Source organism: Desulfurella amilsii (assembly GCF_002119425.1).
GTDB classification, from domain to species: Bacteria; Campylobacterota_A; Desulfurellia; order Desulfurellales; family Desulfurellaceae; genus Desulfurella; species Desulfurella amilsii.
Map to the genome: position 1 here is coordinate 407,008 of NZ_MDSU01000018.1, position 22,482 is coordinate 429,489.

Genomic DNA, 22,482 nt, shown 5'->3' on the forward strand with positions numbered 1-22,482 from the left:
ATCACCAGATTACATTCGCACTAGGCTGTTGCAATATTACAAGTAGTGTCAAATATTCCCTTACGTGCCTAGTAATAAGAAAATTATCCTTAACAAATTCCTTGCCTTTTCGCTTTAGCCTTTTGAATAAATCTTGATCGCTTAATAGCTGTTTTATTCTAAGAGCTGCACCCTCTGGCGTATTAACTAAAAAACCATTATAATTGTTTATTACCTGAAGCCTAATACCGCCTGTATTGCCGCCAATAACAGGTTTGCCCTTCCACAACGACTCTGTAACAGTAAGGCCAAAACCTTCTTTTGTGGATTTTTGTATAACAATATCAGCCGCCCTTTGAAGCGCATTTATTGTAACATTAGCATCTGATGGAAGCGACAAAACATGAATATCATTATCAGAATTTGCAGCAGTAAGCGTCTCTTCTAATACAATGCTACCTTCTGGATCATCATCTGCTGAACCCCCTGCCAAAACTAGCTGAATTGATGGGATTGACTTTTTTACCAATTTATAAGCACTAATAACACCTATTGGGTCTTTAAACCTATCAAAGCGTGAAACTTGCAATAAAATCGGCCTTGTGGGGTCTAAGTTAAACTCAGTGTAGGCTTTTTCTACTTCTTCTTTGTTTAACTCTTTGTTTTTATCGCTTAATGGGTTAATACTTGGTGCTATTATATACTGTGGATGAGGCAAATTTCTTGCAAAATCAACTAACGAAAAAATACTTGCATCATACTGGGCAATAAATTGCTTTAAAAATTTCCATACCTGTCTGCTTGGTCTTGAAATGTCAATATGACATCTCCAAACCCATTTGCCTTTACGATTTGGAAAAAACTTTATCAAGGCAGCTGGTTGTGGGTCGTGAATAAACACAAAATCCGCTTCGTTAAGCAAATTAAATAATCTTTGCGCATTTTCTTCGTTTGTTTGCTCATAAATTTTTAGTAATGTATCTGGTACAATCTGATTTTTCATACCTTGCAACATGTTGTGAAACATTTTTGTGCATTTATAAAACTCCGCTTGACCAACTACAATCTCCCATGTAGCATCCAAACCTAACTCATGTTTAAGTGGTATAATATTCGTCAATAATTCTGCAACTCCACCGCCTATCTTTGTTGAGTTTATATGAACAATTTTTTTATCTTTTAGAAAATTAGCTAATCGAACTAAATGATCAATTTCGCTAAAACCTACTATTGATTCCAATTCTGCAAGCATTTAAAACCTCATTTAAAATATGTTCTAAAAATATTTGATACTTTTTCTTTTAGTTTTGATAGTGGCAAGAAAAATGGGTCAATATTTACTATCATATCAATAAGCTCATCATATCCTTCAAATAAAGCGATCCAATTTGAAAAATCATCCCTATGGTTTTGTGTGCGCCTCCTTGCGTCAACAAAATGAAAATACAAAGAACCATAAGATAGATCATCAATAAAATTTGCAAATTCTTTTGGTTCATTTATTATCTTAGATGTATCAAAAACAACCATACTTAGTTTTAAAAAATAAAAAGGTTCTTGTGCATTCGTATAGAGCAATACTGTATTTTGTTCCAAAGAAGACTGTATAATATCAAGCATTTCTTGACGCAATTCATCTAGACTTGGGTAATCTTGGGGTTCAAGTACAGAAAGCCTCTCGGCTAAAGACTTATCATGAATTTGCTCTGAAATCCACTGAGCAAAATCATTATTGAATTCGGGTGTGCTAAATGAGGTACGCAACAATTTTCCCCAAAAATGATAATATATAGAATCTTGATCAACGCTAAGCAGTTGTGTAAATAACTCTTTTGTATTCAGTGCGTGTTTGCCTATGGCAATTGATACAACCGAACAATCTTTTATTTCAAACGCTGAAATATTATTTTCAGGCATAATTTCCTCCAAAACATGCCCTTTATTATATACCAAATAAACAAATAATCAACTATCACAATTTTAGTTGCAAAAAAATAAACTACATTGTATAAATAAAACAAGGAGGCAAACAATGAAAGTAGCTGATTACATTTTAAAAATTACACCTTATGAAGGTGGCAAACCTATAGAAGAACTTCAAAGAGAACTTGGCTTAAAAGATGTAATAAAACTTGCATCAAATGAAAATCCACTTGGTCCGTCTAAAAAAGTGATTGATATAATTTGCAAAACCGCGGAGCTTGTAAATTTGTACCCAGATGGAAATATGTACTACTTGTCTCAAAAATTGGCAAATAATTTGGGTATTGGCGAAAAAAATCTAATATTTGGCAATGGTTCAGATGAAATAATAGAACTTTTATATAAGGCATTTGCTACGAATGAAAACGATGAAATTTTATACTGCTACCCTACTTTTATAGAGTATCGCATCATTGGAATGGCTTTCAATAAAAAAATTATTGAATTACCTTTAAAAAACTATGCATACGATATTGACAACTTGATTAGCCATATTAACAATAATACGCGCATTATTTTTATAAATACACCAAACAATCCCACTGGCACACTAACCACATATGATGATATATTAAGGATAATCAATAAAGCGACCAAAGATACTTTAATTGTAATAGATGAAGCATATTATGAATATGCTAAGTCGTCTTCTGATTACAAAGAGCTACTTGATCTTTACAAAAATGAAAATGTCATAATTTTAAGAACATTTTCCAAAGTTTATGCGCTAGCTGGACTCAGAGTTGGATATGGTATTGCAAGCGAATTTATAGTGCAGACACTAAACCGTGTAAGACCGCCTTTTAATGTAGATATTATAGCGCAAGCAGCTGCAATTGCTGCCTTAGATGATAAAGAGCACCTAAAAAAAACTATACAAACAAATGAAGAGGGGAAAAAATACTTATACGAGCAGTTCAATAAACTTGGTTTGTTTTATGTATCCACCTACGCTAACTTTATATTATTCTCTACCCCAAAGGATGCCCAAACCATTTATGAAAACCTTCTGAAAGAAGGTGTTATAGTAAGAAGTATGAAACCTTATGGTTACAATAATTTCTTAAGAGTTACTATTGGTACGCAAAAAGAAAATGAGATTTTTATAGAAAAACTTAAAAAGGTCTTGAATGTTTAACACTATCGGTATAGCTGGACTAGGTTTAATCGGTGGCTCTTTTGGACTTGCAATTAAACATAACAAGCTTTCAAAAGTCGTTATTGGCTTTGATACCAATGAAGAAAACTTAAATGATGCTTTAAAATTAGAACTAATAGATATAGGTGCAAGCTCATACAAATCATTTTCAATTTGCGATTTTGTAATAGTAAGCGTACCACCTTCTCAAACTGCTAAAGTGGTTTTGGGCTTATTTGAAGTTTTGAAAGAAAATACAATAATAATAGATGTTGCAAGCGTAAAAGGACCCATAATAGCTGATATTAAAAACTCTATACCAAAAGGTATTAGCTATATTCCAACCCACCCCATAGCAGGTACAGAAAACTTTGGCCCCAGATCGGCTTTTAGACAGCTTTTTAATGATAAATACTTTATAATAACACCAATTAACAATATAACATTTGCAGAAAAAAAAGTAGAAGAATTTGCAAAAAAAATTAAAATGAAAGTAAAATACATGGATGCCCAAAGACATGATGAAGTATTTGCCTATGTAAGTCACTTGCCACACGTTATAGCTTATAACCTTGTAAATCTTATATGGCACAAAAAAGAAAATGATGAAGCTTATAGCTTTGTAGGCGGTGGGTTTAAAGATTTTACGCGCATAGCAAAGTCAAATGAAAAAATGTGGAGCGATATATTTTTTCTAAACAAGAAAAACATTTTAAGTGCCATTGATGATTATATTGAAAATTTATTAGTTTTAAAAACAATAATAGAAAACAACGAGGAAAAAAAACTTTTAGAAACTCTAAAAAATATTAGATTATTTAAAGAACATTTAGATGGCTAATTTTATTGTAACAATTGACGGGCCAAGCGGCAGTGGCAAAAGCACTATTTGTAAAATGCTTGCAAAAAATGATGGCTTTATTCATATAGATACAGGAAAGATTTACAGAAGCATCGCATATCTACTTGGAGAAACATTTAGCCAAGATAAGCTAAATAAGCTAAAATTAGATTTTAAACTGCAAGACTCGCAAATCCTGTTAGTTGCAAATGGTAAAATTTTAAACGATTTATTATCTAGCGAGTATATAGCAAAAAAAGCTTCATTGATCGCCCAGAAAGAATTTGTTAGAAGTTTTGTAAATGATTTTGCAAGAAAAATTGCATATAACGGGAAATTTGTAATAGATGGCAGAGATGCAGGTAGTTTAATTTTTACAAATGCGCAGTTAAAATTCTTCTTAACAGCTAAAACAGAAGAAAGGGCAAAAAGAAGGTCGATAGAGTTGTCTATAAACTACAAAGAATCGCTAGATTCTATAATTCAAAGAGATAAACAAGATTCTGAAAGAAAAGTTTCCCCTCTTGTTGTCCCAAAAGGGGCAATAAAAATAGATTCCAGCAATTTAGCAATTGAAGAGGTTTACAGTTTAATAAAAAGCTACCTTTAAGCTTTCATTTTTTCGATGTATTTTTGGGCATTGGATGCTGCAATTGCACCATCTGCGCATGCTGTTACAACTTGCCTTAGGGATTTTTTTCTTACATCGCCTACCGCATAAATACCCGGAATGTTTGTTTCCATTTCCTCGTTTGTAATAATGTAACCATATTCATCTGTTTGTATTAAATCAGAAGCAAACTTTGAGTTTGGCGTAAGGCCAATATAAATAAATATACCATCTATATCCAACCTTGATTGCTGTTTAGTCTTAACATTTTCTATAAGCACACCTTTTACAAATTTATCGCCTAAAATTTCTTTTACAACGCTATCAAATATAATTTCTACTTTATTATTTTTCTTTATTCGATCCTGTAATATTTTTACAGCTCTAAATTGATCTCTTCTATGAATTAAATATATTTTTTTAACAAGATTGGCTAGATACAAAGCTTCTTCTAAGGCAGAATCACCACCGCCAATCACTGTAACAGTTTTTCCTTTAAAAAATGCACCATCGCATGTTGCGCAATATGACACGCCTTTTCCTAAAAACTTAGCTTCCCCTGGACAGCCTAATTTATCTGCACTAGCACCCGTTGCTATAATAACCGTTTTTGTTGTTATGCAGCTTTTGTTTTTTAAGATAACCCTCTTGCACGAAATATCATTTTCTATACTCTCAATGCCATCATAGCTAATTTCAACATCAAACTTTTTGGCTTGTTTTAAGAATTTATCTATTATATCCATTCCGCTTATACCCTCTGGAAAGCCTGGATAGTTTTCAAGATCGGCACTGAAAACAATCTGACCGCCAAAAACCTTGTCTTCTAATACAATTGCTTTTAAACCGCTTCTTGCTGCATAAATACCTGCTGTCAAACCAGCTGGACCGCCACCTATAATCACAACATCATACATCCATTACCTCTTTTAAGAATTGGACCGAGAAAATCTCGGCCCAATTATAAAATTTTATCCAACCTTTGCGTGAAATATTCTTTTGGTGCAGCGCCAATGATCTGGTCTACTACTTCGCCATTTTTAAACACCATTAGCGTAGGTATGCTCATTATACCATATTTAACGGCAATATCAGGTTCTTCATCGGTGTTTAATTTTCCAATTTTTAGCTTACCCTCGTATTCATGTGCAATTTCTGACACTACAGGAGCAACCATTCTACAAGGTCCGCACCATGGTGCCCAAAAATCTACTAAAACTGGAATGTCTGATTTTAATACCTCTTGTTCCCAACTATCAGTGGTCAATTTTACTTCAACTGCCATAATTCCTCCTTACATAAATCTTGAGTAGATTTTATAACGAAAAACATTTTTTGTCAAATGTAACTCATTAATACAGTTTTTTGAATACTTCAACAACCTGTTTTCTTGTATCTTCTAATGAATAAGAATTATCAATCACAAAATCAGCTTTTTTCTTTTTTTCTTCTATATCCACTTGCAATTTGATTAAATTTAGCGCCTCATCGTAAGTTAAATTTTGCCTTTTCATTAATCTTTCTATCTGGATATTTTTGGTTGTATAAACTACAATAATTTTATCAAAACTACCTTCTAAATGTTTTTCGAATAGCAGTGGCACATCATATATAATCATAGCATTTTTGTTTTTTTGTAATATTAATTCTTCAATTTCTTTTCTTTTTTGCTGGACATACGGATGTATAATTGATTCTAAAACCGCAAGCTTTTGCTTATCTTTTAATACTATTGAACCTAGTTTTTTTCTATCAATATTTCCTTGCTCATCTAGAATAAAAAAACCAAATACTTCCAATATCTGTTTGTATGGTTTCTCTGTTTTTTTTAGTGCCTCGTGGGCAATCTCATCTGCATCTATGATGTATGCACCCAACTCTTTCAACATATTGGCTACAGTTGATTTACCGCAAGCAATGGAGCCAGTTAAACCTATACGCATTTAATAGGGCATCCCGCACAATTAGGTTTTTTTCTGCAAAAAATTTTACCTAACTTTACAATTAAAGCATGATATTCTTTAAATAATTCAATATCATGTGGTAAGTTTTGCATAAAAAATTGCTGCACTTTATTATATTCTAACGAGTAAAAAAGCTTTTTTCGCTCAACAAGGCGTTTAGTATAAGCATCCACAACAAAAATTGGCCTAGAAAACACATAAAGCAAAATAGAGTCTGCTGTTTCAAAACCTATACCTTTAACATTCAAAAGCATTTTTCTAAAATTTGCTGTATCCGTATTATTCTTATCAAAATTTTTAAAAAAAGACGCTATTTCTTTTAAATATAAGCTTTTTTGTCTATAAAACCCAGAGGGCTTTATTAACCCTTCTATAATGCTTTGCGAGGAGTTTCTTATTTTATCTAAGCTGCAAAGATTTGTTTTTTTTAAATTTTCAATGGCCTTTTCTACATTTTGCCACGCAGTGTTTTGAGTCAAAATTGCCCCTATAATTACCTCGTCTTGACTATCAGCTGGCCACCAGTGTTGCTTACCGAAAATTTTAAAAAGCGTTTCGTATATTTCAATTAGCGTCAAGTTCAATTAATATCTCTTTCAAAATTTCAGAAGCACTGCCTTCCAAAAATACATCTACAATTTTATCCGTGTATTCAGTGAATGTTTTATTTATCTCAATGATTTTGGCCCCACTCTTGTGCGCTAGCATAGGTAAAAAAGCAGCTGGGTAAACCAGTCCACTTGTACCAATTACGATTAATAGATCACACTGCCTCATCAATTCCTCGCTTTTTTCCTGTGCTACTTTGGGTATCATCTCGCCAAAAAAAACAAAATCTGGCTTTAGTGGGAATTTGCAATCTGGGCACAAAGGTATGCTTGATAAATCAAAATCGCTTGCGTTAAACTTTTTAGCACACTTTCCGCATACTAGCATTCTTGAGTTGCCATGATATTCTATAATATTTTTGCTACCTGCCAAATAATGCAAATTGTCTATATTTTGAGTAATTATTGCTTTCATATAGCCTAATTCTTCAAGTTTAGCCAAAGCGTAATGGGCTTTATTTGGTTTTTTATCTTTTAATACTTCAAAAAAGATCCTATTAATCAAAGCCCACGATTTTTCTGGATGTTTATAAAAATAATCTATTTCAAATAAACTTTGGTCATACTTTTCCCATAGGCCATCTTCGCCTCTAAAAGAAGGCACTCCGCTTTCTACGCTGATACCTGCGCCTGTAAAACAAACAGCAAACTTTGATTGTTTTAATAAATATGCCGCCCTTTTAATCTGACTCAAACCTGCCCCCAATCCCTCAAAAATCTAAAATCCCAATTTATGCTTCGGCGGCTAACTTTTGCTATAATAGGCGGTAATCTTTTAAATTGATTTTCCCTTACTCTTTCAAAAATTCCATTTACAATTTTTTTTGAAAAACCCAAATTTACAACTTCATCAATACTAAATCGCTTGTCAAATAGGTGATATAAAATCAAATCTGCCTCGTCGTAAGAAAAACCTAATTCTTCCTCGTCGCTTTGACCAACCCATAAATCAGCTGTGGGGTTTTTATTGATGATATTTTCTGGAACATCCATGTGTTTTGATAAAATTCTTACTTGAGTTTTATACAAATCGCCTATTGGATTTAGACTCGAAGCCATATCACCATACCATGTACCGTAGCCTAGCAAAAGCTCTGTTTTATTGCTTGTGCCAACAACAAGCGCACTTAAGTCATAACTTTGATCGAATAAAACAATCATCCTTGTTCTTGCTAGTATATTGCCAATTCTAACTTTATTAAAACTCTCATCAATATAACCGTCGGCCATTTTTGTTATTTCTATTGTTTTATAATGTATCCCAAGCTCATTTACAACCTTAAAAGCATCTTCTGTGCTTTCTTTGCTGCTTAATCTATAAGGCATAATGAGAGCATATACATTGTCTTTTCCTAAAGCCTCTTTTAATAGATATACAACCAGGCTTGAATCTATACCACCAGATAGGCCAACAACCGCTTTTTTAAAGCCAACCTTTTCTATTTCATCTCTTAAAAACTCAATTAAATAATCTGCAATTACAGTCTCATTAAAGCCCAATACTTTATATGGATCCATAACTCTTATCCTTTGATAGAGGCATAAATTCTTTGGCATGAGAAATTTCGTTTAAATTTAAATCAACAATGTAGAGTTTTTCCTTTAAAAAATCAGACTTGAAAATACACTCACCATATGGATTATAAACCAAAGAACCACCAAAAAAACCAACGCCATCTTCAAATCCTACCCTATTGGCATAGATAACAAAATTGCCCGTTAAAGAAGAAATATTATTGCATATATTGTCCCATATTTTTCTTTTATCCAGTCCATTTTCATAAATCCAAAAAGGGGACGCAGATATAATAATTGTTATATCAGTCTTATTTTGCTCTATAAAATGATGAACACTTAAATGAAACGCTTCTTCGCATATTAATACATTTATTTTGCCAAATTTTGTTTGCGTAGTTTCCAATAATCCGCCCCTTGCAAAATATCTGGCTTCTTCAAACATACCATAGTCTGGCAGGTATATTTTTTTTCTGTTTGTTGCAACAATACCATTTGACAAATAAACTGCACTGTTGTAATAAAAACCTTCTTCTTTTTGTGCATAACCCAATACAATGTCTATAAAATTGCTCTTTTGAATTACATCACTCAAAATTTTACTTTTTAAATCTATACTTGAATAGCTAACTAAATCACGCAAAGCATAACCACTTGTAGATAGTTCTGGAAAAACAATTAAACCACACTGTTTACTTAAAGCACTATCTATAAAATCCAATATTCGTTTTATGTTGTCTTTGATTTTCCCCAGCTTTGGCTTAAATTGGGCAATTGCAATTTTCATCTACACACCTATTTTCATATTTACATCAACCCACACTGCATGATGTATTATAGAGCCACTTGATATAAAATCTACACCCGTTTTTGCAACCTCAACTATATTATTTTCGTCAATATTGCCAGAAGCCTCAAATAAAGCTTTATCTTGGAATGTTGAAATACATAGCCTCATAGTATCTATATCCATATTATCAAGCATTATGACATCAGCTTTTGCAAGCACTGCTTCTTTTACTTCTTCAAAATTTGATGTTTCAACTTCTATTTTTTTCATGAAGTTTGTTTTTCTTGCTAGCTCAACTGCTTTTGTTATACTACCAGCGACTTTTATATGGTTATCTTTGATTAAAATTGCATCAAATAAACCAATACGGTGGTTTAAACCACCGCCAACAAGTACCGCATACTTTTCAAAATACCTAAAACCTGGAGTAGTTTTTCTCGTTTCAACAATTTTTGCTTTATAATCTTTTATTAGCTGGCTAAAGTAGTGCGTTTTGGTTGCAATGCCAGATAGCCTTCCTATAATATTCAAAATAAGTCTTTCTGCTTGCAAAAGCGTAGTGTCTTTTGCCTCAATAACTGCAACTACACTGGTATTTTTCACAAATTGACCATCTTGAGCATAAAAATCTATCAAAACCTCTTCTTTTAAAACATCAAAAATGGGCTTTATAAAAACCAAACCAGCAACAATAAAATCCTGCTTTACTCTAATTAGCGCTTTGGCTTTTAAACCTTTACATATGCTTTCTGTTGTTACATCTGCGTAGTATATATCTTCCAATAAGTACGATTTTAATAAGTCTTCTAAAAATAGTTTGTTCATTGCCTTTTAATTGCTATCATACGCTCTATGGGTTTTCTTGCCTTTTCGATCTGCTCATCTGTAAGATTTATTTCGTAAATATCGTTTTGTAGTGCATCTGCAACATTTTTTAGTGTAGTTTTTTTCATATTCACACAAATAGCCTTTGTGCCTAAAGTGTAAAAAACCTTGTTAGGTAGCTGTTTTTTTAGCTCAAACACTATACCATTTTCTGTTGCTATTATGAATTCTTTTACGCTACTTTCTTTGCAGTATTTTATAATTCCAGCAGTTGATCCCACAAAATCGGCTAACTCAATAACTTCTAGAGGCGATTCTGGGTGAACACAAACCTTTGCATTGGGGTATTTTGCCAGTAAGTTTTCTATGTCTTGCTTGTTAAAGCTATCGTGCACAGCACAGTAGCCATCAAATAAATAAATTTCTTTATCGCTAACATTTCTCTTCACATAGGCCCCAAGGTGTTTATCAGGAACAAAAAGTATTTTTTTAGACTCAAGACTTTTTACTACATTAATAGCATTTGCAGATGTGCAGCAAATATCTGAGATCATTTTTACATCTACGTTAGTGTTAACATAAGAAACAATACTTGCATCACCAATTTCATCTTTCATTTTCATTACATTTTCGGCAGTTGCCATATCAGCCAAAGGACAACCTGCATCCAATACAGGCAACAAAACCTTTTTATCTGGTGATAGAATTTTTGCAGTCTCAGCCATAAACTTAACACCGCAAAATACAATCATGCTGGCATTAGTTTTTGAAGCTTCTATTGATAATGCCAAAGAATCACCAATAAAATCAGCAATTTCTTGAACCTCATCCCTTTGATAATAATGGGCAAGTATAATAGCGTTTTTTTCTTTTTTTAGCTTTGTTATTTTATCTTGCAAAAGTGTTTTGTCCATAAAACCTCTTTTTTTAGTATATAAAATTTCAATATTTAATCAAGCTTTTTTAACACTATTTTGCAATTTGCTTTTTAACTAATTGACAAAAACTTAACTATATGCTAAAAGTAAACTGTTGCAAGTTCAAGGGAAGGAGGGTGAGATTCCCTCGCTGTACCCGCAGCCGTGTTAAGGTAAGCGCTGAGCATAAAGTCACTGCCAAATGGTGGGAAGGCGCCTGGCGCAAAATACCTTTTAGCCGGAAGACCTACTTGCGTAACAAAACTATCTTTTTGTGCAGCGGGAGTTCTGCTAAAAAGATTGTAAACATTTATATAGGAGGCTTTATATGTTGTATAGAGTACTGACAAGTTTATTATTGGTGGGGGTTTTGTGTAATTTTTCATGGGCTGATGAAAATGTAGTGGTAACAGCTTCTAAAATTAAAACGCAAATTGCTCAAACACCTTCTTACACACAGGTATTAACGCAAAAGCAAATTGAAAACTCTGGCGCATTATTTGCTCAAGATGCGCTAAATGGTCTGCCCGGTATATCTGTTTCTTCAAACGGTCCGTTTGGTGGTCAAACCTCTTTTTATATGAGAGGACTTAATAGTTATTATACAAAGTACTTAATGGATGGTGTAAATATTGGTGATCCGTCTGCCCCACAATCATACTTTAACATGTCTTCGCTTTTGCCGTACAATTTAAGCCGCATAGAAATTGTTCAAGGCTCTCAAAGCGGACTTTATGGTGCTGATGCAATTGCCGGAGTTGTTAATTTCATTACAAAAAAAGGCAAAGGCAAACCCCATGCCACATACACGCAAATGTATGGCTCTTTTGGCACATACGCAGAAAATCTATCATATTCTGGAAAAGTTAATAATTTCTCTTTTTATTTAGACGGCACAAGGTTTGATACATCTGGCACCTCAAAAACAAACTCTTACAACCCACAAACTCAATCTTACTCCTACGGTGGAAAGCAAGATGGCTATCACAAAACGGCTTTTAATTCACGCTTAGAATACGATTTAAATGATTTTAAAATAGGTTTGCTTCTTAATGCACAAAAATCACAAAATTATATGGACCAGTATAGTCCAACTTACAATGTTCCAAATAATAGCTCGTGGGTAAATACAACATATCCAGGAAAATCATACAGAGAAGATAGCGAAAGTTATTTAACAAAAGTTTATGCACAAAAGACTTTTAATAATCTAACGCTAAAATTAGATACTTATTACTTTGAACATTTAAGGTACTATAAAGATAGTTATAGTTACCCATACCCGGCCGTTATACCAGCTCCACAAAGCGATTTCTACAGCAACAACTACAAAGGCTATCGATACGGCAGTGATTTGCAGTTAGAGTATGTTTTTAGTAAAAATTTCAAGACATTGGGTGGGATAAACTACACAGTAGATAGAATGAGCCAAGATTACCCAAGTTACTTCAGCAAAAACCGCGACAATGTAGGCGCTTTTATTGAATTTTTGCCCAGTATTGGCAATTTAAACCTACAGGCAGCTTTTCGTGAAGATCATTTTCAAACATTTGGCGATCACGGTACATATAAACTTGGCGCAAGTTATCTATTTGAACCCACAGGAACAATTTTTAAAGCAAATTGGTCAACAGGTTTTGAAGCGCCAACCCTCTATGAGCTATATGCAAGCAGCGTACCAGCTTGGTTTTTTAGCGGAGGAAATAGAAATCTCTCGCCAGAGCGCTCAAAAAGCTGGGATATAGGCTTTATGCAAAACCTTTTTAACAATAAAGTCTCTTTTGGTACCACTTACTTTAGAACAACAATTACAAACAGAATAGATTATTACACAAACCCAAATACATGGGTGTCTACTTATGAAAATGTGCCAGGAAACACTGTAGCAACAGGTATTGAATCATATGTAAAGTTTAGACCAATAAAGCAAATAGAATTTGGTATAAACTACACCTATACAGATAGCACCGACCCAACTGCGAACATGCAAGCAGCTCACATACCATACAGTGTAACTACGGGTTATATCAATTATTCACCTATAGATAAACTAACACTGCATTTAGATGGTAGATATATAGGCACAAGGTATGATGATAGCTCTCATACACACCAAACAGGCAGGTATGCAGTATTTGATGGCAACATTGCATACAACATCACAAAAGACCTAAAAGCATCTTTGGCTATCTATAATATTTTTAACAGGTTTTATCAGGATATTTGGGGTTATACCACTCTAAAACGCAGTGCCTATGCAACAGTTAGCTACACATTCTAAAAAGCTTTATATAAGCTGGGCTTTAGCTTTTGTGTTAAATATAGTAATAGCTTTTGCTTTTGCAAGAGCTATTAAACTTTACACAATAAAAACTTCCAAAGTATATGCAATCTATCTGGTTTCTCAAACAGGTTTACAAAACACACAACAAAACACTAAGACAAAAAACAACATAGAAAACCTAAATACTCAAAAAAAACTTGCAACAATTAAAACAACAAACACTAAAAAATCAGAATTAATAATTCCACAAAAAACTTATAATTTTTCAAAAACCCAAATGAACGATACATTTGATTCTAAAATAAACATCAAAGACAATCTTGAACCACTGGATATTTCAAAAAATACACAAAACGCTCAAATTAAGCCAACAAGTTCTCAGACCAACTCGGCCACTCCAGTAAATTCTTATTCTTCAACCAAAATAACTACAGGCGATAACCTTCAAAACCTCACTAATATACAAATCAAACCACAAATAGCTAATTGGATTGAAAATCACAAATTCTACCCTCAAGAGGCTGTTTTTAAAGGTGAAGAAGGCAAAATCCAGCTGGTTTTTGTGATTGATAAAAATGGCTTTCTGCAAAATATTTCAATACTAAAAAAGTCCCCATACGATAGTCTAAATAAAGCAGCAATAAAAATAGTTCACAATTCCTCACCAGTTCCTCATCAACTATTAACAAATGTAAATTTGCCTTTTTATGCAAAAATTAACATAATATTTAAGCTTGAGTAACAAACTTTAAAAAAACACGCTTGTAGCACTCAATAATTTGTTGCCTTTTTTGTTCTAGATCGCAAAATGCTAAGTTTGGCTGTTTTAAATAATTGCTTAGCTCATCTATATCATTTATTTGCGCAAGACAGCCTAATTTTTTAAGAAAACCCACCTCTTCTTTAAAACTATCCATATATAAGCCACAAAAAACAAAGTTTTTATAAATAGCTGGCTCGATTGGGTTATGACCTTTTAGAGTACCCGCTACAGATCCACCCACAAATACCTTGTCACTAATTGAATATATTGCTTCCAAAACGCCAAAACTATCCACTAAAATACAATCTTTAATAGTGTTTTTCATGGATGAGAGCAAATTGTAATCTAAACCCAAATCTTTAAGCATTTTTTCAAATAAAGGCAAATCTTCTAAATAACGAGGGGCCAAAACTACCTTATACCCAAAAGACAAAACTCTAATTATAGCTTTACTTAAAAAATCTAACTCTTGACAATGAAAGCTTGAAAAAACAAATATCTTTTTATTATGAGACTTTAAAATAGGCAAAAACTCATACTCAAATTTTTTGCTTTGTAAGGCGTATTTTACATTATCGCAAACTTTTACATTTTTGTTAAATTTATAAAATCTTTCTTTGTCATTTTGTGATTTTGCAATTATTACATCAAACTTTGAGATTGAGCTAAAAAAAACCTTTAGCTTTTTATAAAACTTATAGCTTTTTTCCGACATTCTTGCGTTTATTAGAAATATTCTTATGTGGTTATTTTTAAAAAAATTGATATAGGCTGGCCAGATTTCAGTTTCAAAAAAAATGGAAAGAAAAGGTAAGTTATCATTAAAAAGTTTTTTATATAAGAAATAAAAATCAAGGGGAGCTAAAAATACATCGAAACCTTCTTTTTTTAAATAATCATAGCCAATATTGCTTGTAACACTAAATATGATCTTTTTTTTAAATAAATTTTCAATGGTATCTTTAATGTTTAAAAATGCCTTTGCTTCTCCCAAGCTTGCAAGGTGCACTAGAATATAATCTTTTTCTTGGACCGCTTTTGGTATAACCCTGTCAAAAAGCCTATATCTAAAGCGTTTTTTGGTTATTGCCTTGTAAAGTAAAAAAGGAGAGATTATGATAAAAACTAGCAACAGTATAATATTGTAACTAAGCATTTTCAAATTGAATCTCTACAAGACCTTGGTAATAATTATTGCTTTCTAACAATTCTTTGTGAGTGCCAATACCTACAATCTGGCCTTGCTTAATAACAACAATTTTTGATGCACTAAGAGCCGTAGATAACCTATGTGCTACTAAAAATACGGTTCTGTTTTTAATTAAATTTGCTATGGCTTTTTGAACAAAATTTTCTGCTTCCGCATCAAGGGCGCTTGTAGCCTCATCTAAAATTAAAATATCAGGGTTTTTCATAATAGCACGAGCTATGGCTATTCTTTGCCTTTCCCCGCCAGAAAGGATTATGGCCTGTTCTCCAAGATTTGTATCATAGCCTTCTGGCAACTTCATTATAAAATCATGCGCATACGCTAGCTTTGCAGCTCCTATTACTTTTTCTCTATCGGGGTTTTCCAAACCATATGCTATATTGTTAAAAACTGTATCGGCAAATAATAGAACATTTTGAGACACACTGGCAATTTTTTTTCTTAAACTCTTAAGTTCAAAATCCCTTATATCAATTCCGTCTATTAGGATCCTTCCTTTTGTTGGGTCATAAAAGCGCGGTATTAAATCCATTAGCGTTGTTTTTCCACCGCCACTTTCGCCTACAAACGCCACAATTGTTTGTGCTGGAACTTCAAAATTTATATCCTTTAGAGCATATTTTGTACCATCATATGTAAAACTAACATTGTCAAATATGATGGAATCTTTTATACCATCAAAGGTATATCCATTGGATTTGATTTCTTGCGTAGACTTGGTATCTAAAATATAGAATACCCTTTCAATTGCACCAACAGAAGAATTAATACTGTTGCTTGCTTTGGCTATAGTTTTAAATGGCCTATAAAGCATAAAAAGACCAGCCATAAAAGAAAAAAAACCACCTACGCTAATTGTGCCTCTAAAGACCAGTAAACCACCAAACCAGATTAAAAATGCAATACCCAAAGAGCCAATAAATTCCATTAGAGGACTTGTAATCTCTGATATTCTAAAGCTTTTTAAGTTAATATTTAAAAACTCATGGCTTTTTTTTAAGAACTTCCCTGTTTCTTTATCTTCTGTAATAAAACCTTTGATTAAGCGAATATTAGAAAAAGACTCTTGAATAAGTGTGGTAATATTAGCTATCGAAATTTGCCTTTTTTTGCCGAGCTTTTTCATATCCTTGCCAAATTTAATAATTGGGTAAAGAGCAATAGGAAATACAATAGTAGAAATCAATGCAAGCTTAAAATCAATTGTATAGATAACAATAAATAAAAATATAATGGTAAAAAATTCTCTTATTGCTTCTGGCATAACTTTTGCAATTGCATCTTGAAGACGTTCGGTATCGTTTAAAACGCGCGACAATAATTCTGAAGTATGAAATTTCTCAAAAAAATCAATGGGCAAATTGATAATGTGTTTAAATATCTGATTCCTAATATTAAACAACACATTTTCTGCCACATACGCTGTCTGGTAGGATTGAATATATGTAAATAAACCTTTAAAAAAATAAGTGGCCATAACAGCAAAAGGTAGCAATATCAACATTTTTTTGTCTTTTGCAATAAATATTTTATCTAAAACAGGCTTAATTAAATACGCAGTAAGTGAAGTTAAAGCGCCCACTATAATCATAGCAACAAATGATAAAATTATCCTTTTCCAGTATGGCTTTAGGTATAATAAGAGTCTTTTTAGGTATTCTTTATTTATTTTCATACAACTCCTTTTAGTAGCGCGCAATAATCAAGTTTTGCTTCTATATCTAAGTAAACTATCCCAGGCTGTTCAATCTTTACAAAATCTTTGTATGTAGTAAGCAAAACTTCAGAACCAGTTTGATGTTTTAGAGATCTTAAAAGCTCTATATCTTTTTTGGTATAGTAATAGTGGTCTTTAAAACACTTAAAGCCGTTTATTTTAATGCCAAGAGTTTTTATACTTATTAAAAACTTTTGTGGATCTCCAATAGAACAAAACACAAATACACTTTTTGGTTTATCAAAAGCCCCATTTATATCAAAAAAACCTTTGATCGTAATTTCTGATTTAATCTCGCAATCTCCATCAAAACAAACTATTTTTTGGCACCTTTTAAGACTTTTTTTGCTATCGCGCAAATACCCAAAAGGCAAATAAAACCTTTCAGAATCTATTATACAAACCTCTAAATCTTTTGCAATTTTTCTGTACTGAAGACCATCGTCAAATATTATATACTCTGGTTTAAATTGATTTAGTGATTCTATAGCGCTTAATCTATCTTTGGTGCTAACTATAATTGAATGAGTTTTTTTTGCAAGCATGTAAGTTTCATCGTTTACAATAGGCGTTTTGTAAAAAATATTACTGCCATCTGATACAATTAAAGTACTTTTTTGTTTGGCTTTGTAGGCATTTGTAATAATGGCAGTTTTAAAACCAAGCGTATTTAAATAGTTAGAAATTCCTATACACAATGGTGTTTTACCTGTACCACCAGTTTTAATGTTTCCAATGCTAATAATTTTTACACCATCTACCTTTGTTGTTTTGAAAAACCCAATATCATATAAAAAATTTCTTACATTTACTATAGCCAAATACAGCATTGATATGGGAAACAAGATTGGTGTTAAAATTTTTTGAAAAAATCTAACATTAAGCATTGTTAAGCTTGTTTTCTAGCTCAATAACTTTTTCAGTTATCTCTTCTTTTGATTTTACATAAATAGGTTCTTTGTATATAAAAGTAAGTGTAGAAAGTGGCTTTGGTACAACAAATTTGTCCCAGCTATTCAATCTCCAAGCATTGCTTGGTTCAAACGCTATAGGCACAATCGGATACCCAGAAAGATAAGCTAATTCCAACACACCCAACTTTGCTTTCCTGCGCGGACCCTTTGGGCCATCTGGAGTTATGCCAATATCACACCCTTGAGTTTTAATTAGCCTTATCATCTCCAAAAAAGCTTTTTTGGGGTTTCTATTTACAGAACCGCCAATAGTACCCATTTTAAAGTACCTTATAACATCGCTTGCTAATTTACCATCTTTGTGCGTGCTTATCAAAATATTGAGATTGTTGCCTAAATAAACAAAAGGTAAAAATAGTATACTTTCATGCCAAAATGCATAAATAATAGGTGTATTGATAGATTTTATAGGATATTCTTGAGCGATTTTTATGCGTAAAAAAAGCCTGTAAAATCTCAAAAAAACATAAAAAACAAAAGGTATCATACCAAATAATCTAATATCGCTTTTGCAATCTTTGGTGTTATGGGGTATTGGCCAAGAGCATATTGTATCTGAGCAAGTTCGCGCTTTATTTGTAGCCTATATTGAGTATTTTCAAGCATTAATTTTGCTTGCTCATAGATATTTTGAGCTGTTACATTAAATTGAATCAATTCTGGTATAATATTTTCACCATGTATAATATTTGGCAAAGCAATAGAGCCTACACCATGGATAAGGGCTTTTCCTACTAGATAGCTTAAATTTGATAGTTTGTATGCTACCACAGATGGTAAACCAAACAGTGCGGCTTCTAAAGTAACTGTGCCACTTTTTGTTATTGCAAGCGTTGATTTTTTCATCAAACCGTAGGTATCTGTGTTAATCTCAATAAATGGGTATGTCTTTATAAATTGCTCAAAATAGCCTACAAAGTGCTCTTGCGTTGCTACAACAAACCTATAATCATCAAACTCTTTCTTAAGCAAATACGCAGCATCAAAAAAAACCTTTGTGTGAAAGTGCAGTTCAGACATTCTCGAGCCCGGCAAAATCAACACAATCTTTTCTGTTTTTGTCTTTTGTTCTAAATGCTTATGTAGTACGTCTATAATCGGGTGGCCAAAATAAACAACCTTTGAAGATTTAAAACCGTATTTAACTGCTTGAATGCCAAAAAATGTACGTTCAAATGGCAAGATAGGTACTATTAAATCAGCGTACTTAAACAGCTGTTTTATGCGATTCTTCCTCCATGCCCATACCTGAGGTGAAATGTAATAAATAACTTTCTTGTGATATTTCTTTGCAAACTTTGCCAGTTGAAAGTTAAAATCTGGAAAATCCATTAATATTAATGCATCTACATCTCTTTGAATGATTGTTTTTTTAATGATATTCAAAATTTCTACGGCTTTTGGGAGTATATTGAGTGCTTCTTTGAAACCTATTACACTAATATCTTGATAATCGGCTATCTTTTCTGATTGTGTAGCTAGTAAACTTGAACCAAACGATAAAATCTCAGTATTACTTAAAATATTTTTTAGCTCTTTAGCCAACAAATAAGCATATTTTTCTGCTGATCTTTCTCCTACGGACAGAAATAATTTCATCTTTCTCTGCAAAAACCACGCTCTGATTTTCTTAAAAACTCTATCATATCTATAACATGTTTTGATGGGCTTTCTTTAAGTTTATCATAGGCTTCATCAAATTTGAGATTGGACCTAAAGATAATTCTATACGCCTCTTTGAGCTTCTCTATATCAGATAAACTAAAACTATTTCTTCTTAAACCCACTAAATTCAAACCATTAAGTCTAGCCCTATTACCAACAGCGAGTGTAAAAGGAGCTACGTCGAGAGATACACCGCTCATACCGCCAATCATTGATAAACTACCAATTTTTACAAATTGGTGGATAGCACTCATACCGCCAATAACTGCGCTATCTTCTACAACTACATGGCCAGCAAATTGTACCATATTGGCAATGATTGCATTATTGCCAATAACACAATCATGCGCAATATGCACATAGGCCATAATTAGGTTACCACTGCCAATTTGAGTTTTGCCAATACCGCCTTTTGTGCCACGGTTGATCATAGCAAATTCTCTAATAGTATTGTTATCACCTATAATTAGCTCACTGTGCTCGCCAGAAAACTTAAGATCTTGCGGTATAGTTCCAAGCACAGCAGAGTGAAAAATTTTACAATTTTCCCCAATAGTGGTGAATTCATCAATTACCACATGACTTCGGATTTCACAGTTGCCACCAATTTTTACATTTGATTTTACAATAGAATAAGGTCCGATTGTCACATTTTCGCCCAATTGAACATTATCTTCAACTATTGCCGTTTTGTGTATATTTACCATATTTAACTCCTTAATCCAATTTTGCACTCATTGTTGCCTCTGCTACAAGCGTATCACTAACAAAACACTTGCCAGACATTTTCCATACTTTCATTTTATGCTTTATAATTTCAACTCTCATTAGTAAAGTATCACCTGGCACAACAGCTTTTCTAAACCTTGCGTTTTCTATACTCATAAAATAAACTACTCGATTAGCATTATCTTCTTCCTCTAAAGACAAAAATGCCAATATTCCACCTGCTTGTGCCATTGCCTCAATTATAACAACTCCAGGCATAATATGTTTTTTGGGAAAATGCCCTTGAAAGTAAGCTTCGTTGTATGTTACATTTTTTATAGCTTCTATAAATTTGAACTTCTCATAATTTAATACTTTATCTACAAACAAAAACGGGTATCTATGAGGTAATATTTCTTTTATCCTTTCGATATCAATCATTTTTTCTCAAGCTCCTTAATTCTATTTTCTAATTCCTGAATTTTTCTATAAAGCTCCGGCAATCGTGGCATTGTTGCGCTAGATTTCAGCCACTTTGCATGATCATACACCGGTATGCCACTGTAAATACCGCTTTTTTTGATATTTGTCCCAACACCAGATTTTGCTGTTATTATAGTATTATCAGCAATTTTTAAATGACCTGCTATGCCTACTTGACCTGCTAGAATAACATTGTTTCCTATTTTTGTAGAACCAGATATACCACATTGCGAAACTAAAATAGAATTTTCACCAATTTCAACATTATGGGCAATTTGGACTAAATTATCTATCTTTGAACCTTTTTTAATTATTGTTTCATCAAGCGTAGCTCTATCGATTGATGTGTTTGAACCTATCTCAACATCATCTTCTATAATTACTTTGCCAACCTGAGGTATTTTATAATGTTTACCATTATTATTTACATAACCAAAGCCATCACTGCCTATTACACTACCAGAATGAATTATCACATTGTTTCCAATTTCTACATTCTCACGAATTGTAACATTTGGATATATAATGCAATTATCTTTAATAATCGTGTTTTCACCAATATAAACCATAGGCATTATAGAGCTATGTCCTATTTTTACATTTTCTGCTATATATGTAAAATCTCCAATATAAGCTTCCTCGCTTATTTGCGCTGTTTTATCAATTGAAGCTTTATGACTTTTGAAATTGCTTTTTAATTGATTTTTATAAAAGTAACTCAAAGCTAAAGCAAACCCAAGATAAGCATCTTTGCATACGACAAAATTTTTATAATTGTAAGCTGAAATATCAAATGCTTGATCAACTATTATGCAACCTGCTCTAGTAGTAGAAATATATTTGGTGTACTTTTTATTGGAAAGAAAACTAATTTTATGTTCATCAGCCCGATTTAAGCTTGCTACGCCATCTATATCTATGTCACTTTTACCCAAATATTGTCCATTAATAATTTGGACTAATTCTTGCACTCCAATCATTTTTTGCTTTGCTCATATATTTTATTATATACTTTGATAACCTGAGGCGTTATATCTAAAGCATCGTTCCAATACACTAATCCCTGGTGTACTTCAAAAACTAAATCAATACTTTCTTTTTGACTAATATTTTTTATTGTTTCGACAAGACCGTTTATGATATTTTGAGTGTATTCTCTTTCTTTTGATACTACATCGTCTGTGGCATCAGCTTTGTATCGCTCTAAATCTCTTAATTTTGTTTGATACTCAATTTCCAATTGTTGTTTATCTTTTTTAGGCGTTGATGGGTTTTGAATTTTTTGAGATAAAGTATTTAACTCTTGCTGTTTACTGTCAATTACCATTTTCTTCGCCTCTATAATCTTTTGAAGCATAGATTTTGCATCGATGCCTGCTTGACAATCCTGTAGCGCTTTATTTAAATCTACAACAGCAACTTTAAGCGCGAATGCATTACTATTAAGCACAAGTAGTGCTGCTAAAACTACAAACCCCGAAAAAAATTTCCTCATAAGTCCTTATGCC

Annotated in this window: 25 protein-coding genes and 1 riboswitch; of the genes, 5 read left to right on the plus strand and 20 right to left on the minus strand. The window is 32.7% G+C overall.

The window, feature by feature from the left end:
- Position 1 precedes the first annotated feature (1 nt).
- Entirely contained in the window at positions 2-1,231 is a 1,230-nt protein-coding gene (locus tag DESAMIL20_RS05535; RefSeq protein WP_086033818.1) for a glycosyltransferase, read from the minus strand.
- Between the two features lie 8 nt (positions 1,232-1,239).
- Positions 1,240-1,896: a DUF5752 family protein gene (locus tag DESAMIL20_RS05540; RefSeq protein WP_086033819.1), complete on the minus strand. Its 657-nt coding sequence runs from the start codon at positions 1,894-1,896 to the stop codon at positions 1,240-1,242.
- Positions 1,897-2,011: 115 nt separating this feature from the next.
- Between DESAMIL20_RS05540 and hisC the strand changes: the two genes are divergently transcribed.
- The 3 genes from hisC to cmk are packed head-to-tail and all read left to right on the plus strand — an operon-like array spanning position 2,012 to position 4,551.
- The gene (hisC, locus tag DESAMIL20_RS05545) at positions 2,012-3,100 is read left to right on the plus strand and encodes a histidinol-phosphate transaminase (RefSeq protein ID WP_086033820.1); all 1,089 of its coding nucleotides are present in this window, start codon (positions 2,012-2,014) and stop codon (positions 3,098-3,100) included.
- Entirely contained in the window at positions 3,093-3,941 is an 849-nt protein-coding gene (locus tag DESAMIL20_RS05550; RefSeq protein WP_086033821.1) for a prephenate dehydrogenase, read from the plus strand. The genes hisC and DESAMIL20_RS05550 overlap by 8 nt, the downstream gene beginning before the upstream one ends.
- Positions 3,934-4,551 carry a (d)CMP kinase gene (gene cmk / locus DESAMIL20_RS05555; RefSeq protein WP_086033822.1) on the plus strand — a complete coding sequence of 206 codons (618 nt, stop codon included), beginning with the start codon at positions 3,934-3,936 and terminating at the stop codon, positions 4,549-4,551. The genes DESAMIL20_RS05550 and cmk overlap by 8 nt, the downstream gene beginning before the upstream one ends.
- On the opposite strand, the gene trxB is transcribed toward cmk, so the two are convergent.
- From trxB to nadA, 9 genes are all read right to left on the minus strand, one after another.
- Entirely contained in the window at positions 4,548-5,468 is a 921-nt protein-coding gene (gene trxB, locus DESAMIL20_RS05560; RefSeq protein ID WP_086033823.1) for a thioredoxin-disulfide reductase, read from the minus strand. The genes cmk and trxB overlap by 4 nt on opposite strands.
- A 44-nt stretch (positions 5,469-5,512) precedes the next feature.
- Entirely contained in the window at positions 5,513-5,836 is a 324-nt protein-coding gene (trxA, locus tag DESAMIL20_RS05565; RefSeq protein WP_086033824.1) for a thioredoxin, read from the minus strand.
- A gap of 67 nt (positions 5,837-5,903) precedes the next feature.
- Positions 5,904-6,494 carry a dephospho-CoA kinase gene (coaE, locus tag DESAMIL20_RS05570; protein ID WP_086033825.1) on the minus strand — a complete coding sequence of 197 codons (591 nt, stop codon included), beginning with the start codon at positions 6,492-6,494 and terminating at the stop codon, positions 5,904-5,906.
- Positions 6,485-7,099, minus strand: coding sequence for an endonuclease III domain-containing protein (locus DESAMIL20_RS05575; protein ID WP_086033826.1), 615 nt, complete (start codon positions 7,097-7,099; stop codon positions 6,485-6,487). The genes coaE and DESAMIL20_RS05575 overlap by 10 nt, the downstream gene beginning before the upstream one ends.
- The gene (locus DESAMIL20_RS05580; RefSeq protein ID WP_086033827.1) at positions 7,080-7,817 is read right to left on the minus strand and encodes an SIR2 family NAD-dependent protein deacylase; all 738 of its coding nucleotides are present in this window, start codon (positions 7,815-7,817) and stop codon (positions 7,080-7,082) included. Before DESAMIL20_RS05580 ends, DESAMIL20_RS05575 begins: the two co-directional genes overlap by 20 nt.
- Positions 7,814-8,641 carry an NAD+ synthase gene (locus tag DESAMIL20_RS05585; RefSeq protein WP_086033828.1) on the minus strand — a complete coding sequence of 276 codons (828 nt, stop codon included), beginning with the start codon at positions 8,639-8,641 and terminating at the stop codon, positions 7,814-7,816. The genes DESAMIL20_RS05580 and DESAMIL20_RS05585 overlap by 4 nt, the downstream gene beginning before the upstream one ends.
- Positions 8,628-9,425: a nitrilase-related carbon-nitrogen hydrolase gene (locus DESAMIL20_RS05590; protein WP_086033829.1), complete on the minus strand. Its 798-nt coding sequence runs from the start codon at positions 9,423-9,425 to the stop codon at positions 8,628-8,630. The genes DESAMIL20_RS05585 and DESAMIL20_RS05590 overlap by 14 nt, the downstream gene beginning before the upstream one ends.
- Positions 9,426-10,253 carry a carboxylating nicotinate-nucleotide diphosphorylase gene (gene nadC, locus DESAMIL20_RS05595; protein WP_086033830.1) on the minus strand — a complete coding sequence of 276 codons (828 nt, stop codon included), beginning with the start codon at positions 10,251-10,253 and terminating at the stop codon, positions 9,426-9,428.
- Positions 10,250-11,167, minus strand: a complete 918-nt coding sequence (gene nadA, locus DESAMIL20_RS05600) for a quinolinate synthase NadA (RefSeq protein WP_086033831.1) — start codon at positions 11,165-11,167, stop codon at positions 10,250-10,252. Before nadA ends, nadC begins: the two co-directional genes overlap by 4 nt.
- Positions 11,168-11,272: 105 nt before the next feature.
- A riboswitch (cobalamin riboswitch) is annotated at positions 11,273-11,439 on the plus strand.
- 59 nt (positions 11,440-11,498) lie between these two features.
- Here nadA and DESAMIL20_RS05605 point away from each other — a divergent pair.
- The gene (locus tag DESAMIL20_RS05605; RefSeq protein WP_086033832.1) at positions 11,499-13,451 is read left to right on the plus strand and encodes a TonB-dependent receptor; all 1,953 of its coding nucleotides are present in this window, start codon (positions 11,499-11,501) and stop codon (positions 13,449-13,451) included.
- Complete coding sequence (locus tag DESAMIL20_RS05610; RefSeq protein ID WP_086033833.1) at positions 13,426-14,196, plus strand: energy transducer TonB; 771 nt, start codon at positions 13,426-13,428, stop codon at positions 14,194-14,196. Before DESAMIL20_RS05605 ends, DESAMIL20_RS05610 begins: the two co-directional genes overlap by 26 nt.
- On the opposite strand, the gene DESAMIL20_RS05615 is transcribed toward DESAMIL20_RS05610, so the two are convergent.
- The 9 genes from DESAMIL20_RS05615 to DESAMIL20_RS05655 are packed head-to-tail and all read right to left on the minus strand — an operon-like array spanning position 14,183 to position 22,469.
- Positions 14,183-15,373, minus strand: a complete 1,191-nt coding sequence (locus tag DESAMIL20_RS05615; protein WP_239393480.1) for a 3-deoxy-D-manno-octulosonic acid transferase — start codon at positions 15,371-15,373, stop codon at positions 14,183-14,185. The genes DESAMIL20_RS05610 and DESAMIL20_RS05615 overlap by 14 nt on opposite strands.
- Complete coding sequence (locus tag DESAMIL20_RS05620) at positions 15,366-17,102, minus strand: ABC transporter ATP-binding protein (protein ID WP_086033835.1); 1,737 nt, start codon at positions 17,100-17,102, stop codon at positions 15,366-15,368. The genes DESAMIL20_RS05615 and DESAMIL20_RS05620 overlap by 8 nt, the downstream gene beginning before the upstream one ends.
- Positions 17,099-18,031, minus strand: coding sequence for a tetraacyldisaccharide 4'-kinase (gene lpxK, locus DESAMIL20_RS05625; RefSeq protein ID WP_086033836.1), 933 nt, complete (start codon positions 18,029-18,031; stop codon positions 17,099-17,101). Before lpxK ends, DESAMIL20_RS05620 begins: the two co-directional genes overlap by 4 nt.
- A complete protein-coding gene (locus DESAMIL20_RS05630) occupies positions 18,024-18,605 on the minus strand; it encodes a lysophospholipid acyltransferase family protein (protein ID WP_086033837.1) in 582 nt (193 codons plus the stop codon). The genes lpxK and DESAMIL20_RS05630 overlap by 8 nt, the downstream gene beginning before the upstream one ends.
- Positions 18,602-19,717, minus strand: a complete 1,116-nt coding sequence (gene lpxB / locus DESAMIL20_RS05635) for a lipid-A-disaccharide synthase (protein WP_086033838.1) — start codon at positions 19,715-19,717, stop codon at positions 18,602-18,604. The genes DESAMIL20_RS05630 and lpxB overlap by 4 nt, the downstream gene beginning before the upstream one ends.
- On the minus strand, positions 19,714-20,490 hold the full coding sequence (lpxA, locus tag DESAMIL20_RS05640) for an acyl-ACP--UDP-N-acetylglucosamine O-acyltransferase (protein ID WP_086033839.1): 777 nt from the start codon (positions 20,488-20,490) through the stop codon (positions 19,714-19,716). The genes lpxB and lpxA overlap by 4 nt, the downstream gene beginning before the upstream one ends.
- A gap of 10 nt (positions 20,491-20,500) precedes the next feature.
- Positions 20,501-20,932 (minus strand): 3-hydroxyacyl-ACP dehydratase FabZ, encoded by a 432-nt coding sequence (gene fabZ / locus DESAMIL20_RS05645; protein WP_086033840.1) that lies wholly within the window; start codon positions 20,930-20,932, stop codon positions 20,501-20,503.
- Complete coding sequence (gene lpxD / locus DESAMIL20_RS05650; protein ID WP_204218571.1) at positions 20,929-21,954, minus strand: UDP-3-O-(3-hydroxymyristoyl)glucosamine N-acyltransferase; 1,026 nt, start codon at positions 21,952-21,954, stop codon at positions 20,929-20,931. Before lpxD ends, fabZ begins: the two co-directional genes overlap by 4 nt.
- Positions 21,951-22,469, minus strand: a complete 519-nt coding sequence (locus DESAMIL20_RS05655; RefSeq protein WP_086033841.1) for an OmpH/Skp family outer membrane protein — start codon at positions 22,467-22,469, stop codon at positions 21,951-21,953. The genes lpxD and DESAMIL20_RS05655 overlap by 4 nt, the downstream gene beginning before the upstream one ends.
- Positions 22,470-22,482: the final 13 nt, after the last annotated feature.